This is a genomic window from Burkholderia sp. AU38729, assembly GCF_020419725.1.
In the GTDB taxonomy this organism is placed as follows: domain Bacteria; phylum Pseudomonadota; class Gammaproteobacteria; order Burkholderiales; family Burkholderiaceae; genus Burkholderia.
In genome coordinates this window covers 25,727-40,793 of sequence record NZ_JAIZQO010000010.1, presented here as the reverse complement: position 1 = coordinate 40,793, position 15,067 = coordinate 25,727, and the positions used below count along the sequence as shown (strand labels likewise).

Below are 15,067 nucleotides of genomic sequence, written 5' to 3'. Positions count from 1 at the left end.
GAAACGCCCCGTGCGGCCCCGTGCCGCCGGGGCGTTTTTTCATGCGCCGGTCATTCGGCGGCCGGCGCGCGGAACAGCCAGCGGCGCGCGGCCGTGCGCGGCGCCGGGCTGCGCCGCCGGAACTCGACCGCGATGCCGCGTCGCGGTGCATCGGCGACGAACGCGTCGAGCAGTTCGAGCACGTCGTGATCGATGTAGTCGGCACGCGTCGCGTCGATGATCACCGCGGCCCGGTCGGGAATGTGCCGCAGGTGATGCTTGACCTGCACCTTGCCGAGAAACGACACGTCCTTGCGGAACGACAGCAGGAAGTGGTCGTCGTGCTGCGCGAGCGTGACGGGGCTCTTCAGGTTCGCGACGGCGACCGCCAGCACGCTGCAGGCGAGGCCGAGCGCGATGCCGAACAGCAGGTCGACCGCGAGCACGCCGGCGATCGTCGCGGCGAACGGCACGAATGCGGCCGGCCCCTGTTTCATCACCGAGCGGAACAGCGCCGGTTTCGCGAGCTTGAAGCCGGTGTGGATCAGGATCGCGGCCAGGCTCGCGAGCGGGATCAGGTTGATCAGGCCGGTGAGCGCGAACACGCTCGCGAGCAGCAGCATCCCGTGCACGATCGCCGACATCCGGCTTTGCGCGCCCGCATTGACGTTCACCGAGCTGCGCACGATCACCGACGTGATCGGCAATCCGCCGACCGCGCCCGCGACGAGATTGCCCACGCCCTGGGCCTTGAGCTCACGGTCGGGCTGGGTCGGCCGGCGCTTCGGGTCGATCTGCTCGACCGCTTCGAGGCTCAGCAGCGTCTCGAGGCTTGCGACGACCGCGAGCGTGATCGCAACCCGCCACACGTCAGGATTGACGAGCTGCGCGAAGTTCGGGCCGAGCTCCGCATGCTTGAGCGATGCCGCAAAGGCCGCGAACGATCCGAGTTCGGGCAGCGTCACGCGATGGGCGGCGCCCGGCGCAACGGACGGCGCGACGACGCTCAACACGAGCGTGGCGCCGATCCCCAGCACGACCACCGCAAGCGGGGCCGGCACCGCGCGCACCAGCGCGAAGCGGCGCAGCGCGGGCGTGTCCCACGCGACCAGCAGCGCGAGCGAGGCGAGCGCGGTGGCCGTCGCGGCCCACGCGACCGGCAGGCCCGGCCAGTTCGCAAACGATTGCGCCGCCGAGCCGCCGATACCGAAGGCGAACGGAATCTGCTTCACGATCAGCAGCAGGCCGATCGCGGCGAGCATGCCCTTGATGACGGGCGACGGCACATAGGCGGCGAAGCGGCCGGCGCGCAGCATGCCGAACCCGAATTGCAGCACGCCGGACAGCAGCACCGCGAGCAGGAACGCGGAGAAGCTGCCGAGTTGCGCGATCCCTTCGACGACGATCACGACGAGACCGGCGGCCGGCCCGCTGACGGACAGCGACGAGCCGCTCAGCAGCGCGACGACGATGCCGCCGACGATCCCGGACACGAGCCCGGCGAACGGTTCGACGCCGGATGCATTGGCGATGCCGAGACACAGCGGCAGCGCGACGAGGAACACGACGACGCCGGCGACGATGTCGCGCGGCAGGGTGGACAGGCGCTCGTTCAGTTTCATGGTTGGGGCGATTTCATTGGCTTGGGGGCGGGGTAGGTCAGCCGAGCGCGCCGGCCGTCGCGGCCTGCACGGGTTCGACGTCGGCGGGCGACGTGGTGTAGCCGGAATCGAGTTCCTGCAGGCGGCCGTCGGCGAGCGAAAAGATCCAGCCGTGCACGAGCGGCGGTCGTTCGCGGCCCTGCACGATCGGGGACGCGCGCAGCAGCCTCACCTGTTCGAGCACGTTGAGTTCGGCGAGGCGGTCGGCGGCGGCCGCGTCGTCGAGCCCGTCCAGCGTGTCGCGATGGCGTCGCGCGAGCGCGCAGAGCGGCGCGATGCGGCGCGCGACGTGCGGCAGGTCGGACGGCGGCGGCAGCAGCGACGCGCGTACGCCGCCGCATCCGTAGTGCCCGCACACGATCACGTGGTCGACCTGCAGCACGCGCACCGCGTACTCGAGGACGCTGGCGGAATTGTCGTCGTCGGGATGGAACAGGTTCGCGATGTTGCGATGGACGAACAACTCGCCGGGCGCGCAGTGCGTGATGGTCTCGGCCGGCACGCGGCTGTCGGCGCAGCCGATCCACAGCACGCGCGGATTCTGGCCGCGCGCGAGCGCGTCGAAGAAGCCGGGCGTGTATTCACGCGTTTCGCGGGCCCAGGCGATGTTGGCAACCAGCATGCTCTTGGGGCGATTCATGAGGACTCCTTTTTGATAAAGGCAAACGAATATCGGCAAAAATGTCGCAATGGCATTCTTTCTAAATTGAAAGGTTGGTTTTCGACTGATATTAGGGGTATGCCCTAGCACTTCGGGGGTGCTGAAACAATTTGTTTCAAATTGATTTGGCGTAGTGCATGGCGTGCACCAATTCGCCGCATGACATGCGCTGCGCATGCCTGTTTCCGCGCAAAGGCCCGCATGACGGGGATGTCAGCGAGGTGCCATCGGAATGTCATCGATCGGAAAAGATTTCCGTCGTATTTTCCGAATTAATCGGGAAGCGGAAAAAAGGAAATGGCCATTCACGCAATGATTCGTGAATGGCCATGCTGAAAATTGCGCGTAAATGCGTAATCGGTCAGAACAGGTTGCGGCGGTCGGGGTCGTGCAGCGGGTCGGGCGTTTTCTGCGTGATGCGCAGGATGCCCTGCGGATCGAAGTAGAAGCTGTACATCATGTACCAGACGTTGTCCTCGAGATACCGGTAAGTCCACACCTCGCGCTTCATCAGCGGGAAGTAGGACGTCTCGACGGGGCGTCCGAAGTTCACGAGGACGTCGGTCTTCGTCCACTTGCCGATTTCTGCGCGATAGAACTCGTTCGGCTGCAGGACCTGGCGCACGTTGACGATCTTGTGGGCCGCGTCGACGTCGGCCGCGATGGTGATTTCGCCCATCGGCTGGGTCGGCCACATCAGGCGCTTGCCGCCGCCGGGCAGGTCGTAGATTTCGCGCGGCGGGCCCATGCGTGCGACGATCGCCGACTCGTCCTGGCCGGCCTGGTATTGCTGCCACGGTTGCGCGCAACCGGCCAGCAGCGCGGCGGCGCTGGCGACCAGCACCGGCAGGCGCGCGGAAATGCGAATGCGCATGGGGATTCTCCAGAACACGGAAACAAGTCCCGTTTTATCACGGACGGCGTGCGACGGCGCATCGCGCGGAAAAAATCGGTGCGGATCGCCGGGCGCGTCGCGCTTGCGGGCGGCGTGGGCGCTGGCCTATGATCCGCGCTTCTCGGGCAGATTGAAGGGCAGGTGGCCGATGCAGGGGTGGAAGCGTTGTGCGCTCGCGTTGAGCGCGGGATGGATGCTGGTGTCGTCGGCGTTTGCCGGCGGCGAGCCGGTGCGGATCGCGCTGATCGAAGGGATGTCGGGCCCGTTCGCGAATGCGGGTGCGGCGGTCGAACGCAACCTGCGCTTCGGCGTCGAGCAGGTCAACGCGGCGGGCGGCGTGAAGCTGCGCGACGGTGCGCATCCGCTCGAACTGGTGGTGCTCGACAGCAAAGGGAGCCCCGAGGAGGCGCTCGTGCAGTTGCGCGCGGCCGCGGACCGCCATATCGGGTTCGTCACGCAAGGCAACAGTTCGGCCGTCGCCGCCGCGCTCGTCGCGGCGCTCGACAAGCTGAACGCGCGCGATCCGGACAACCGGATGCTGTTCCTCAACTATTCGGCCGACGATCCGGCGCTGACCGGTGCGCGCTGCAGTTTCTGGCATTTCCGTTTCGATGCGCACGCGGGCATGCGGATGGCCGCGCTCGCGGACGTGATGGCGCGCGACCGCGCGCTCCGCAAAGTCTATCTGCTCAACCAGGACTACAGCTTCGGCCGCGACGTCAGCGCGCTCGCCCGACAGGCGCTGGCCACGCGGCGTCCGGAGGTGACGATCGCCGGCGACGAATTCCACCCGATCGGCCGGATCAAGGATTTCTCGCCGTACATCGCGAAGATCCGCGCGAGCGGCGCCGACGCCGTCGTGACCGGCAACTGGGGCAACGACCTCACGCTGCTCGTGAAGGCGGCACGCGAGCAGGGGCTGAATGCGAAGTTCTATACCTTCTACGGCAACAGCCTCGGCGCGCCGGCGGCGCTCGGCGATGCCGGTGTCGGACGGGTCGTGGCCGTGGCGGACTGGCACCCGAACGCGGGCGGCGCGAAATCGGATGCGTTTTACCGCGCGTTCCGGAGCCGTTTTCCGGCCGCCCAGGACGACTATCCGGTGCGACGGATGAGCCTGATGATCGAGATGCTGGCCGCCGCGATGAATCGCGCGGGGTCGGCCGACCCCGTCGCGGTCGCACGCGCGCTCGAGGGCCTGTCGTTCGACGACGGCTTCCACGCATCGAAGATGCGCGCGCAGGATCACCAGCTGATCCAGCCCCTTTACGTGATGGAGATGGATAAGGTCGGCACGCCGGGCGTGCGCTTCGACAACGAGGGCTCGGGCTACGGTTTCCGGACGGTGCTCGCGGTGCCGGCGCCGCGCACGGAGATGCCGTCCGCCTGTTCGATGACGCGCCCGTGACAGGAGGCGGTAAGAACGGCGCGGAGTTGTGCTACAATGCGCGCCGGTTGTAAGTCACGGCACGGCCATTCTTCCGTGTCCGCCTGTTCAGTTAGAAAGGAAATCACATGTCTGTTGCAGATATCAAGAAGTCGGAAGTTGTTGCTCAGTTCGCCCGCGGTACCAACGACACGGGGAGCCCCGAAGTCCAGGTCGCACTGCTGACCGCGCGTATCGTCGAACTGACGGGTCACTTCAAGACCCACGCGAAGGATCACCACAGCCGCCGCGGTCTGCTGCGCATGGTGAGCCGCCGCCGCAAGCTGCTCGACTACCTCAAGGGCAAGGATGCCGACCGTTACCGCGCACTGATCGAGAAGCTGGGTCTGCGTAAGTAATCGAGGCGATTGCCGCCAGCAAGATGCCTGTGTCAGTCCGCTGATACAGGCATTTTGTTTTTGCGCGGTGCGTAGCGTCACACGCACCGCAGGCTGTCCGGCACGGTTGTGCCGGGCTGCCGCAACGACTGATACCGGGGCAGGATTTGTGTCATTCCAGCGCGTCGCTGCGCGAGCGCCGCGCTGGAATGGCATAAAAAACACACCTTGCTCCGGGTGATTCGGTCGGGACGCCGCCGCGCGGGATGGCCGGCGCGGCGAATGAAATGCATGAATTCAAAGGAGCAACCATGTCCATGTTCAACAAGGTCGTGAAGGAATTCCAGTGGGGCCAGCACAAGGTGCGCCTCGAAACCGGTGAAGTCGCCCGCCAGGCAAGCGGCGCCGTGATCGTCGACGTCGAAGACACCGTCGTGCTGGCAACCGTCGTCGGCGCGAAGTCGGCGAAGCCGGGTCAGGATTTCTTCCCGCTGACCGTCGACTACCTCGAAAAGACCTACTCGGCCGGCAAGATCCCGGGCGGCTTCTTCCGTCGCGAAGGCCGTCCGTCGGAGCACGAGACGCTGACGTCGCGCCTGATCGACCGTCCGCTGCGCCCGCTGTTCCCGGAAGGCTTCTACAACGAAGTCCAGGTCGTGATCCACGTGCTGTCCGTGAACCCGGAAATCCCGGCGGACATCCCCGCGCTGATCGGCGCATCGGCTGCGCTCGCCGTGTCGGGCCTGCCGTTCAACGGCCCGGTCGGTGCCGCACGCGTGGCGTACATCGACAACGCATACGTGCTGAACCCGACGCGTGACCAGATCAAGGCGTCGAGCCTCGACCTCGTCGTCGCAGGTACGGAGCGTGCCGTGCTGATGGTCGAATCGGAAGCCGATCAGCTGTCGGAAGACGTGATGCTGGGCGCCGTGGTGTTCGGCCACGAGCAAATGCAGGTCGCGATCGACGCGATCCACGAACTGGTCCGCGAAGGCGGCAAGCCCGAATGGGACTGGCAGCCGGCGCCGAAGAACGAAGCGCTGATCGCACGCGTGACCGAGCTGGCACAGAACGACCTGCTCGCTGCTTACCAGCTCCGCGACAAGCAGGCACGCTCGACCAAGCTGAAGGAAGTCTACGCGGCAACCTCGGCGAAGCTCGAGGAAGATGCGCAGGCAGCCGGTACGGTCGCAGCCGACAAGGCAACGGTCGGCAACGTGCTGTTCGACATCGAAGCCAAGATCGTCCGTTCGCAGATCCTGAATGGCGAGCCGCGCATCGACGGCCGCGACACGCGCACCGTGCGCCCGATCGAAATCCGCACCGGCGTGCTGCCGCGTACCCACGGCTCGGCGCTGTTCACGCGCGGCGAGACGCAGGCGCTGGTCGTCGCGACGCTCGGCACGAAGGGTGACGAGCAGATCATCGACGCGCTCGAAGGCGAGTACCGCGAGCGCTTCATGCTCCACTACAACATGCCCCCGTTCGCGACCGGCGAAACGGGCCGCGTCGGCTCGCCGAAGCGCCGCGAAATCGGCCACGGCCGCCTCGCGAAGCGCGCACTGGTCAAGTGCCTGCCGAGCGCCGACGAATTCGGCTACTCGATCCGCGTCGTGTCGGAAATCACCGAATCGAACGGTTCGTCGTCGATGGCATCGGTGTGCGGCGGCTGCCTCGCGCTGATGGACGCCGGCGTGCCGATGAAGGCGCACGTCGCGGGTATCGCGATGGGCCTGATCCTCGAAGGCAACAAGTTCGCGGTGCTGACCGACATCCTCGGCGACGAAGATCACCTCGGCGACATGGACTTCAAGGTGGCCGGCACGGAACAAGGCGTGACGGCACTGCAGATGGACATCAAGATCCAGGGCATCACGAAGGAAATCATGCAGGTCGCGCTCGCGCAGGCGAAGGAAGGCCGCATGCACATCCTCGGCAAGATGACGTCGGCGGTTTCGGGTGCGAACACGCAATTGTCGGAATTCGCGCCGCGCATGATCACGATCAAGATCAACCCGGAAAAGATCCGCGACGTGATCGGCAAGGGCGGTTCGGTGATCCGCGCGCTGACGGAAGAAACCGGCACGACCATCGACATCTCCGACGACGGCGTCGTGACGATCGCGAGCACGAACAGCGACGGCATGGCCGAAGCGAAGAAGCGTATCGAGCAAATCACGGCCGAGATCGAAGTGGGCCAGGTGTACGAAGGCACGGTTCTGAAGCTGCTCGATTTCGGCGCGATCGTGAACCTGCTGCCGGGCAAGGATGGCCTGCTGCACATCTCGGAAATCGTCAACGAGCGTGTGAAGGACATCAACGACTACCTGAAGGAAGGCCAGCAAGTGAAGGTCAAGGTCATCCAGACGGACGAAAAGGGTCGTGTGCGTCTGTCGGCAAAGGCGCTGCTGAACGAAGCAGCGGCGGCGTCGCAATCGGACACGCCGCCGCAGCAGTAAGCGGATAGGCGGACCAACGGCCGGCAGTGCGAAAGCGTGCCGGCCGTTTTTTCTGTAGCATCGTTGTGCGGCGCAGCAGCGCCGGCAAGGCGCCCGTGCCGCGTGCGGGCGCACCATCCGATTCCGATCCTGATCCTGGAGCGACCCTCACCATGAAAGCCATCGAAATCACCGAGTTCGGCGCCCCCGACGTGCTGAAGCTTGCGGAGCGTCCGCGCCCCGAACCGAAGCGCGGCGAAGTGCTGATCAAGGTGGCGGCTTCCGGCGTGAACCGGCCCGACGTGTTCCAGCGCAAGGGCGCCTATGCGCCGCCGCCGGGTGCGTCGGATCTGCCGGGCCTCGAGGTCGCGGGCGAGATCGTCGGCGGCGACCTGTCCGACGCTGCTCAGAACCCGTTCGGCCTGAAGCTCGGCGATCGCGTGTGCGCGCTGCTCGCGGGCGGCGGCTATGCGGAATATGCGGTCGCGCCGCTGCCGCAATGCCTGCCGGTGCCCGACGGGCTCACCGATATCGAGGCCGCGTCGCTGCCCGAAACGTTTTTCACGGTGTGGAGCAACGTATTCGACCGCGCGCAGCTCGGCGCGGGCGAGGGCGGCGAGCAGGAAACGCTGCTCGTGCAGGGCGGCTCGAGCGGCATCGGCGTGACGGCGATCCAGATCGCGCATGCGCTCGGCTTTCGCGTGTTCGCGACGGCCGGTACTGCCGACAAGTGCCGCGCGTGCGAGGCGCTCGGCGCGGAGCGTGCGATCAATTACAAGACGGAAGACTTCGTCGAGGTCGTGAAGTCGCTGACGCACGACCGCGGTGTCGACGTGATCCTCGACATGGTGGCGGGCTCGTACGTGCCGCGCGAACTGTCCGCGCTCGCGGATGGGGGCCGCCTCGTGCTGATCGCGCTGCTCGGCGGCGCGAAGGCCGACGTCAACCTGGGCGAGATCCTGCGTCGCCGGCTGACCATCACGGGTTCGACGCTGCGCCCGCGTCCGGTCGAATTCAAGGCGCAGATCGCCGCGCAATTGAAGGCGCGCGTGTGGCCGCTGCTCGCCGACGGCCGCATCAAGCCGGTGATCTATCGCGTATTGCCGGCGGCGGACGCCGCGCAGGCGCATGCGCTGATGGAAAGCAGCGAGCACACCGGCAAGATCGTGCTCGATTGGGGTACGAACGCCTGACGGCCCATGCGGCCGGGCTTGACATGCGCGGTTTGACCGGTTCAAGCCGCGCGCAGTAAAATCGCCGGTTTGCTTCGCCAGATCAAACCTGACGGCCGGTTTCCGGCGCGTTAATGACCAAGCGGTGACGAGACAGACACGATGTCGAAACAGAGAACTAAGCGTGTGATCGGCAACTGGAAGATGCACGGCCGGCTGGCCGGCAACCAGGGGTTGCTGAACGAAGTGGTGCAGGGCGCGGGCGCGGTGGCGGCCGAAACGTCGGTCGGCGTGTGCGTGCCGTTCCCGTATCTCGCGCAGGTTCAGGCGCAGCTCGACGGCGGCCGTGTTGCCTGGGGCGCGCAGGACGTGTCGGCGCACGAGCAGGGCGCGTTCACCGGTGAAGTCGCGGCTGCGATGGTCGCAGAGTTCGGCGCACGCTATGCGATCGTCGGTCACTCGGAGCGCCGCGCGTATCACGGCGAACGCAACGAGACGGTCGCGGCGAAGACGCAGCGCGCGCTCGCGGCGGGGCTCACGCCGGTCGTGTGCGTCGGCGAGACGCTCGACGAGCGTGAGTCGGGCGCGACCGAGCAGGTGGTCGGCGCGCAGCTCGACGCAGTGCTGGCCGTGCTGACGGCCGACGAGGCTGCGCGCATCGTCGTCGCGTACGAGCCGGTCTGGGCGATCGGCACGGGCAAGAGCGCGACGTCGGCGCAGGCGCAGGACGTGCACGCGTTCCTGCGTGCGCGTCTCGCGGCAAAGGGTGCGGCGGACGTGTCCGTGCTGTACGGCGGCAGCGTGAAGCCGGACAACGCGGAAGAGCTGTTTGCGCAGCCGGACATCGACGGTGGCCTGATCGGCGGCGCGTCGCTGAAGGCGGAAGATTTCCTGGCGATCTGCCGGGCCGCGCGCTGAGCGGTCCGAGATCGAATTGAACCATGACGGCGGCCGGTCGGTCCGGTCGCCTGATCCATTCGGGTGGGTGTGATGCTGTTATTCAAGACGCTGATTATTGTGGTGCAGGTGCTGTCTGCACTGGGTGTGATTGGTCTCGTGCTGTTGCAGCACGGCAAGGGTGCCGACATGGGCGCTGCATTCGGCAGCGGCGCGTCGGGCAGCCTGTTTGGTGCAACGGGCTCGGCGAACTTCCTGTCGCGTACGACGGGCATTCTCGCGACGATCTTCTTCGTCGCGACGCTCGCGCTGACGTACCTCGGTTCGTACAAGTCGACGCCGTCGGCGGGCGTGCTGGGTGGGGTCGCGACCGCACCGGCATCGGCGCCGGCCGTCGCGGCATCCGCTGCCGCAGGTTCGGCTGCAAGCGCGCCGGGCCAGGACGTCCCGAAATAAAAAGTTAAATTTTTTGCGATTGTGCGTTGAACAAATCTCGAAGTCGGGTTAGAATTTAATTCTTGAAGCGATTCGCGGGAAACAAGTAGTTACAACCCCGGTTGCATGCAGTGCCGACGTGGTGAAATTGGTAGACACGCTATCTTGAGGGGGTAGTGGCGAAAGCTGTGCGAGTTCGAGTCTCGCCGTCGGCACCAAAGTTACTCAATGCCAGCCGCTTCTAGTGGCTGGCATTTTTCATTTCTGGGGTGTGCTTGCGGTTGTCTTGCGATCGCCTGCACTCCGAAATGATTCCTTCCGCCGGAAGTGGTATTCTCCGGACGCTCAGAACCAACCGATAGAGGATTGCCTTGAACCTCGCAGCCTATTACCCCGTCTTGTTGTTCCTCCTCGTGGGCACTGGTTTAGGTATAGCGCTGGTCAGCATCGGCAAGCTCCTTGGTCCCAACAAGCCGGACGTCGAGAAGAACGCACCGTACGAGTGCGGCTTCGAAGCCTTTGAAGACGCCCGGATGAAATTCGACGTCCGGTACTACCTCGTCGCCATCCTGTTCATCATCTTCGATCTCGAAACCGCATTCCTGTTTCCGTGGGGCGTCGCGCTCCGGGATATCGGCTGGCCGGGTTTCATCGCAATGATGATTTTTCTGCTCGAATTCCTGCTGGGCTTTGCCTATATCTGGAAGAAAGGCGGCCTCGACTGGGAGTGATGGGTTAATCGCCGGTTTGCATGGGCGGCCACGCTCGGTCGCTCGTCTGGAGTGGAAAGCAAATGAGTATCGAAGGGGTCTTGAAGGAAGGGTTTGTCACCACGACGGCTGACAAGCTGATCAACTGGACGCGTACCGGCTCGCTGTGGCCGATGACGTTCGGGCTCGCGTGTTGCGCCGTCGAAATGATGCATGCGGGCGCGGCCCGTTACGACCTGGACCGGTTCGGCGTCGTGTTCCGCCCGAGCCCGCGCCAGTCGGACGTGATGATCGTCGCCGGCACGCTCTGCAACAAGATGGCGCCCGCGCTGCGCCGCGTGTACGACCAGATGGCCGAGCCGCGCTGGGTGATCTCGATGGGGTCGTGCGCGAACGGCGGTGGCTACTACCACTACTCGTACTCGGTGGTCCGCGGCTGCGACCGGATCGTGCCGGTCGACGTCTACGTGCCGGGCTGTCCGCCCACGGCCGAGGCGCTGGTCTACGGCGTGATCCAGCTTCAGGCGAAGATCCGCCGTACCAATACCATCGCCCGTCAATAAAGCCCCGAGCGTCCCCTCAATATGGCAAGCAAAATCGAGACCCTCAAGGCAAACCTCGAAGCCGCGCTCGGCGCGCGCGTGGTGAGCCTCACCGAAGCGATCGGTGAACTGACGCTCGTCGTGAAGGCGAGCGATTACCTCGAAGTCGCAAAGATGCTGCGCGACGATCCGAAGCTCCGTTTCGAGCAACTGATCGACCTGTGCGGCGTCGACTACCAGACCTTCGGCGACGGCGCCTACGATGGCCCGCGTTTCGCGGCCGTGTCGCACCTGCTGTCGGTCACGAACAACTGGCGCCTGCGCCTGCGTGCATTCGCGCCGGACGACGACCTGCCGATCGTGGCATCGCTGGTCGACATCTGGACCTCCGCGAACTGGTACGAGCGCGAAGCGTTCGACCTGTACGGCATCGTGTTCGAAGGCCACCCCGACCTGCGCCGCATCCTCACCGACTACGGCTTCATCGGCCACCCGTTCCGCAAGGACTTCCCGGTGTCGGGCTATGTCGAAATGCGTTACGACCCGGAAGAGAAGCGGGTCGTGTACCAGCCGGTGACGATCGAGCCGCGCGAAATCACGCCGCGCGTGATCCGCGAGGATCGCTATGGCGGTCTGAAACATTAAGGGGGCGTCATGGCAGAAATCAAGAACTACACGCTCAACTTCGGCCCGCAGCACCCGGCAGCGCACGGCGTGCTGCGCCTCGTGCTCGAGCTCGACGGCGAAGTCATCCAGCGTGCCGATCCGCACATCGGCCTGCTGCACCGCGCGACGGAAAAGCTCGCGGAATCCAAAACGTTCATCCAGTCCGTGCCGTACATGGACCGTCTCGACTATGTGTCGATGATGGTCAACGAGCACGGCTACGTGCTCGCGATCGAAAAGCTGCTCGGCATCGAAGTGCCGGAGCGCGCGCAGTACATTCGCGTGCTGTTCGACGAAATCACGCGCGTGCTGAACCACCTGATGTGGATCGGCGCGCACGCGCTCGACGTTGGCGCGATGGCCGTGTTCCTGTACGCGTTCCGCGAGCGTGAAGACCTGATGGACGTGTACGAAGCGGTGTCCGGCGCCCGGATGCACGCGGCGTACTATCGTCCGGGCGGCGTCTATCGCGATCTGCCTGACGCAATGCCGCAATACAAGGCGTCGAAGATTCGCAACGAGAAGGCGCTCGCGAAGATGAACGAAGCGCGCAGCGGCTCGGTGCTCGACTTCATCGACGACTTCTTCACGCGCTTCCCGAAGTGCGTCGACGAATACGAAACGCTGCTCACCGACAACCGGATCTGGAAACAGCGTCTGGTCGGGATCGGCGTGGTCAGCCCGGAACGTGCGCTGCAGATGGGCCTGACGGGCCCGATGCTGCGCGGCTCGGGTATCGCCTGGGACCTGCGCAAGAAGCAGCCGTACGAAGTGTACGATCGCATGGATTTCGACGTGCCGGTCGGCGTAAACGGCGATTGCTACGACCGCTATCTGGTGCGCGTCGAAGAAATGCGCCAGTCGATCCGCATCGCGAAACAGTGTATTGAGTGGCTCCGCAAGAATCCGGGCCCCGTGATGACGGACAATCACAAGGTTGCACCGCCGTCGCGCGTCGGCATGAAGACCAACATGGAAGACTTGATTCACCACTTCAAGCTCTTCACCGAAGGTTTCCATGTGCCGGAAGGCGAAGCGTACGCGGCGGTCGAGCATCCGAAGGGTGAGTTCGGCATCTACCTCGTGTCGGATGGTGCCAACAAGCCGTATCGCCTCAAGATTCGCGCACCGGGTTTCGCGCACCTGGCGTCGCTCGACGAAATGGCGCGCGGTCACATGATCGCCGACGCCGTCACGATCATCGGTACGCAGGACATCGTGTTCGGCGAAATCGATCGCTAATGGTTAGCGCCGCCCGCGAGAGCGGGCGGCGAGCAGCAAGTCACACGCGATGCGCGCTGAACCGGCGCGGCTTCGCAAGCTGTCAACAGAGTGAGCGCCAGGTCTGCCGTCCATGCACCCCAGTGTGCGGCAGGTTGTTCGTTCGGTAGGAATTGAAAGAGTCGTGTCTGAAAATGATCTCAGCTGAAGGCCTGAAGGAAATCGATCGAGCGTTGACGAAGTATCCCGCCGATCAGAAACAGTCCGCCGTGATGTCGGCATTGGCCGTTGCTCAGGAAGAGCACGGCTGGCTGTCGCCCGAACTGATGCAGTTCGTCGCGGACTATCTCGGCATGCCGGCCGTTGCCGTGCAGGAAGTCGCGACGTTCTACACGATGTACGAGCTCAACCCGGTCGGCAAGCACAAGATCACGCTCTGCACGAACCTGCCGTGCCAGCTCGGCCCGGACGGTGGCGCGGAAGCGACTGCCGACTACCTGAAACAGAAGCTGGGCATCGGCTTCGGCGAGACCACGCCCGACGGCAAGTTCACGCTGAAGGAAGGCGAATGCATGGGCTCGTGCGGCGATGCGCCGGTGCTGCTGGTGAACAATCACAGAATGTGCAGCTTCATGAGCCGCGAGAAGATCGACCAGCTGCTTGAGGAGCTCTCGAAATGACGTCCCTCCACGACCGTCACATCAAACCGCTGATCCTCGCTGGTCTGAACGGCGAGAACTGGCATCTCGAAGATTACGTCGCGCGCGGCGGCTACAAGCAGCTGCGCCGCATTCTCGAAGAAAAGATTCCGCCCGAGCAGGTGATCGCCGACGTCAAGGCGTCGGGCCTGCGTGGCCGTGGCGGTGCGGGCTTCCCGACCGGCCTGAAGTGGAGCTTCATGCCGCGCCAGTTCCCGGGGCAGAAGTACCTCGTCTGCAACTCGGACGAAGGCGAGCCGGGCACGTTCAAGGATCGCGACATCCTGCGCTGGAACCCGCACGCGCTGATCGAAGGCATGGCCATCGGCGCGTACGCGATGGGCATCACCGTCGGCTACAACTACATCCACGGCGAAATCTTCGAAGTGTATCGACGCTTCGAAGCCGCGCTCGATGAAGCGCGCGCCGCGGGGTTCCTCGGCGACAACATCATGGGCTCGGAATTCTCGTTCCAGCTGCACGCGCACCACGGTTACGGCGCGTACATCTGCGGCGAGGAAACGGCATTGCTCGAGTCGCTCGAAGGCAAGAAGGGCCAGCCGCGCTTCAAGCCGCCGTTCCCGGCGAGCTTCGGCGTGTACGGCAAGCCCACCACGATCAACAACACCGAGACGTTCGCCGCGGTGCCGTTCCTGCTGTCCATCGGGCCGCAGAATTACCTCGAGATCGGCAAGCCGAACAACGGCGGCACGAAGATTTTCTCGGTGTCGGGCGACGTCGAGCGTCCGGGCAACTACGAAGTGCCGCTCGGCACGCCGTTCGCGACGCTGATGGAGCTCGCCGGCGGGATGCGCGGCGGCAAGAAGATCAAGGCCGTGATTCCGGGCGGATCGTCGGCGCCGGTGATCCCGGGCGACATCATGATGCAGACGGATCTCGACTACGATTCGATCGCGAAGGCGGGCTCGATGCTCGGGTCCGGCGCGGTGATCGTGATGGACGAGACGCGCTGCATGGTGCGCTCGCTGCTGCGCCTGTCGTACTTCTACTACGAGGAATCGTGCGGCCAGTGCACGCCGTGCCGTGAAGGCACCGGCTGGCTGTATCGCGTCGTGAACCGTATCGAGCACGGCGAAGGGCGCCAGGAAGATCTGGACCTGCTGAACTCGGTTGCCGAGAACATCATGGGCCGCACGATCTGTGCACTCGGCGATGCGGCGGCGATGCCGGTACGCGGGATGCTCAAGCACTACTGGGACGAATTCGCGTACCACGTCGAGCACAAGCACTGCATGGTCGGCGGCCACGCGCACGCGGCGGCAGCCTGAAGCGAACCCGGTTGCGGAATTTGAGCGCACGGTCGGGCG

15 protein-coding genes and 1 tRNA gene are annotated in these 15,067 nt (G+C 64.9%); 13 read left to right on the top strand and 3 right to left on the bottom strand.

Going from position 1 to position 15,067, the window contains the following annotated elements; translation table 11 throughout:
- Nucleotides 1–50: 50 nt before the first annotated feature.
- The 3 genes from LGM56_RS25225 to LGM56_RS25215 all read right to left on the bottom strand — a co-directional run bounded on the left by LGM56_RS25225 (nt 51) and on the right by LGM56_RS25215 (nt 3,175).
- Nucleotides 51–1,601, bottom strand: a complete 1,551-nt coding sequence (locus tag LGM56_RS25225; RefSeq protein ID WP_089495333.1) for a SulP family inorganic anion transporter — start codon at nt 1,599–1,601, stop codon at nt 51–53.
- 37 nt (nt 1,602–1,638) lie between these two features.
- On the bottom strand, nt 1,639–2,280 hold the full coding sequence (locus tag LGM56_RS25220) for a carbonic anhydrase (RefSeq protein WP_226207070.1): 642 nt from the start codon (nt 2,278–2,280) through the stop codon (nt 1,639–1,641).
- Nucleotides 2,281–2,662: 382 nt separating this feature from the next.
- Complete coding sequence (locus LGM56_RS25215; protein WP_069248473.1) at nt 2,663–3,175, bottom strand: hypothetical protein; 513 nt, start codon at nt 3,173–3,175, stop codon at nt 2,663–2,665.
- 169 nt (nt 3,176–3,344) lie between these two features.
- On the opposite strand from LGM56_RS25215, the gene LGM56_RS25210 reads away from it, so the two are divergent.
- The 13 genes from LGM56_RS25210 (at nt 3,345) to nuoF (ending at nt 15,028) form a co-directional block, all read left to right on the top strand.
- Nucleotides 3,345–4,604: a branched-chain amino acid ABC transporter substrate-binding protein gene (locus tag LGM56_RS25210; protein ID WP_089495331.1), complete on the top strand. Its 1,260-nt coding sequence runs from the start codon at nt 3,345–3,347 to the stop codon at nt 4,602–4,604.
- 107 nt (nt 4,605–4,711) lie between these two features.
- Entirely contained in the window at nt 4,712–4,981 is a 270-nt protein-coding gene (gene rpsO, locus LGM56_RS25205; protein ID WP_006398792.1) for a 30S ribosomal protein S15, read from the top strand.
- Between the two features lie 290 nt (nt 4,982–5,271).
- Entirely contained in the window at nt 5,272–7,419 is a 2,148-nt protein-coding gene (gene pnp, locus LGM56_RS25200) for a polyribonucleotide nucleotidyltransferase (protein ID WP_124582744.1), read from the top strand.
- Nucleotides 7,420–7,571: 152 nt separating this feature from the next.
- Nucleotides 7,572–8,591: an NAD(P)H-quinone oxidoreductase gene (locus LGM56_RS25195; protein ID WP_089495330.1), complete on the top strand. Its 1,020-nt coding sequence runs from the start codon at nt 7,572–7,574 to the stop codon at nt 8,589–8,591.
- A 141-nt stretch (nt 8,592–8,732) separates the two neighbouring features.
- Complete coding sequence (gene tpiA / locus LGM56_RS25190; protein ID WP_089495329.1) at nt 8,733–9,488, top strand: triose-phosphate isomerase; 756 nt, start codon at nt 8,733–8,735, stop codon at nt 9,486–9,488.
- Nucleotides 9,489–9,560: 72 nt separating this feature from the next.
- Entirely contained in the window at nt 9,561–9,923 is a 363-nt protein-coding gene (secG, locus tag LGM56_RS25185; RefSeq protein ID WP_226207069.1) for a preprotein translocase subunit SecG, read from the top strand.
- Between the two features lie 112 nt (nt 9,924–10,035).
- Nucleotides 10,036–10,120, top strand: a tRNA-Leu gene (locus tag LGM56_RS25180).
- 153 nt (nt 10,121–10,273) lie between these two features.
- Entirely contained in the window at nt 10,274–10,633 is a 360-nt protein-coding gene (locus LGM56_RS25175) for an NADH-quinone oxidoreductase subunit A (protein WP_006398798.1), read from the top strand.
- Nucleotides 10,634–10,695: 62 nt separating this feature from the next.
- Nucleotides 10,696–11,175, top strand: coding sequence for a NuoB/complex I 20 kDa subunit family protein (locus LGM56_RS25170; protein ID WP_006398799.1), 480 nt, complete (start codon nt 10,696–10,698; stop codon nt 11,173–11,175).
- Nucleotides 11,176–11,196: 21 nt separating this feature from the next.
- Nucleotides 11,197–11,799, top strand: coding sequence for an NADH-quinone oxidoreductase subunit C (locus LGM56_RS25165; protein ID WP_043188849.1), 603 nt, complete (start codon nt 11,197–11,199; stop codon nt 11,797–11,799).
- Between the two features lie 9 nt (nt 11,800–11,808).
- A complete protein-coding gene (locus LGM56_RS25160; RefSeq protein WP_006478265.1) occupies nt 11,809–13,062 on the top strand; it encodes an NADH-quinone oxidoreductase subunit D in 1,254 nt (417 codons plus the stop codon).
- Between the two features lie 173 nt (nt 13,063–13,235).
- Complete coding sequence (nuoE, locus tag LGM56_RS25155) at nt 13,236–13,721, top strand: NADH-quinone oxidoreductase subunit NuoE (protein WP_006750460.1); 486 nt, start codon at nt 13,236–13,238, stop codon at nt 13,719–13,721.
- Nucleotides 13,718–15,028 carry an NADH-quinone oxidoreductase subunit NuoF gene (nuoF, locus tag LGM56_RS25150; protein ID WP_006478267.1) on the top strand — a complete coding sequence of 437 codons (1,311 nt, stop codon included), beginning with the start codon at nt 13,718–13,720 and terminating at the stop codon, nt 15,026–15,028. The genes nuoE and nuoF overlap by 4 nt, the downstream gene beginning before the upstream one ends.
- Nucleotides 15,029–15,067: the final 39 nt, after the last annotated feature.

Coding starts and splice junctions, on each gene's coding strand:
- LGM56_RS25225 (WP_089495333.1), bottom strand. CDS start 1,601: ATGAAACTGAACGAGCGCCTGTCCACCCTGCCGCGCGACATCGTCGCC.
- LGM56_RS25220 (WP_226207070.1), bottom strand. CDS start 2,280: ATGAATCGCCCCAAGAGCATGCTGGTTGCCAACATCGCCTGGGCCCGC.
- LGM56_RS25215 (WP_069248473.1), bottom strand. CDS start 3,175: ATGCGCATTCGCATTTCCGCGCGCCTGCCGGTGCTGGTCGCCAGCGCC.
- LGM56_RS25210 (WP_089495331.1), top strand. CDS start 3,345: ATGCAGGGGTGGAAGCGTTGTGCGCTCGCGTTGAGCGCGGGATGGATG.
- rpsO (WP_006398792.1), top strand. CDS start 4,712: ATGTCTGTTGCAGATATCAAGAAGTCGGAAGTTGTTGCTCAGTTCGCC.
- pnp (WP_124582744.1), top strand. CDS start 5,272: ATGTCCATGTTCAACAAGGTCGTGAAGGAATTCCAGTGGGGCCAGCAC.
- LGM56_RS25195 (WP_089495330.1), top strand. CDS start 7,572: ATGAAAGCCATCGAAATCACCGAGTTCGGCGCCCCCGACGTGCTGAAG.
- tpiA (WP_089495329.1), top strand. CDS start 8,733: ATGTCGAAACAGAGAACTAAGCGTGTGATCGGCAACTGGAAGATGCAC.
- secG (WP_226207069.1), top strand. CDS start 9,561: ATGCTGTTATTCAAGACGCTGATTATTGTGGTGCAGGTGCTGTCTGCA.
- LGM56_RS25170 (WP_006398799.1), top strand. CDS start 10,696: ATGAGTATCGAAGGGGTCTTGAAGGAAGGGTTTGTCACCACGACGGCT.
- LGM56_RS25165 (WP_043188849.1), top strand. CDS start 11,197: ATGGCAAGCAAAATCGAGACCCTCAAGGCAAACCTCGAAGCCGCGCTC.
- LGM56_RS25160 (WP_006478265.1), top strand. CDS start 11,809: ATGGCAGAAATCAAGAACTACACGCTCAACTTCGGCCCGCAGCACCCG.
- nuoE (WP_006750460.1), top strand. CDS start 13,236: ATGATCTCAGCTGAAGGCCTGAAGGAAATCGATCGAGCGTTGACGAAG.
- nuoF (WP_006478267.1), top strand. CDS start 13,718: ATGACGTCCCTCCACGACCGTCACATCAAACCGCTGATCCTCGCTGGT.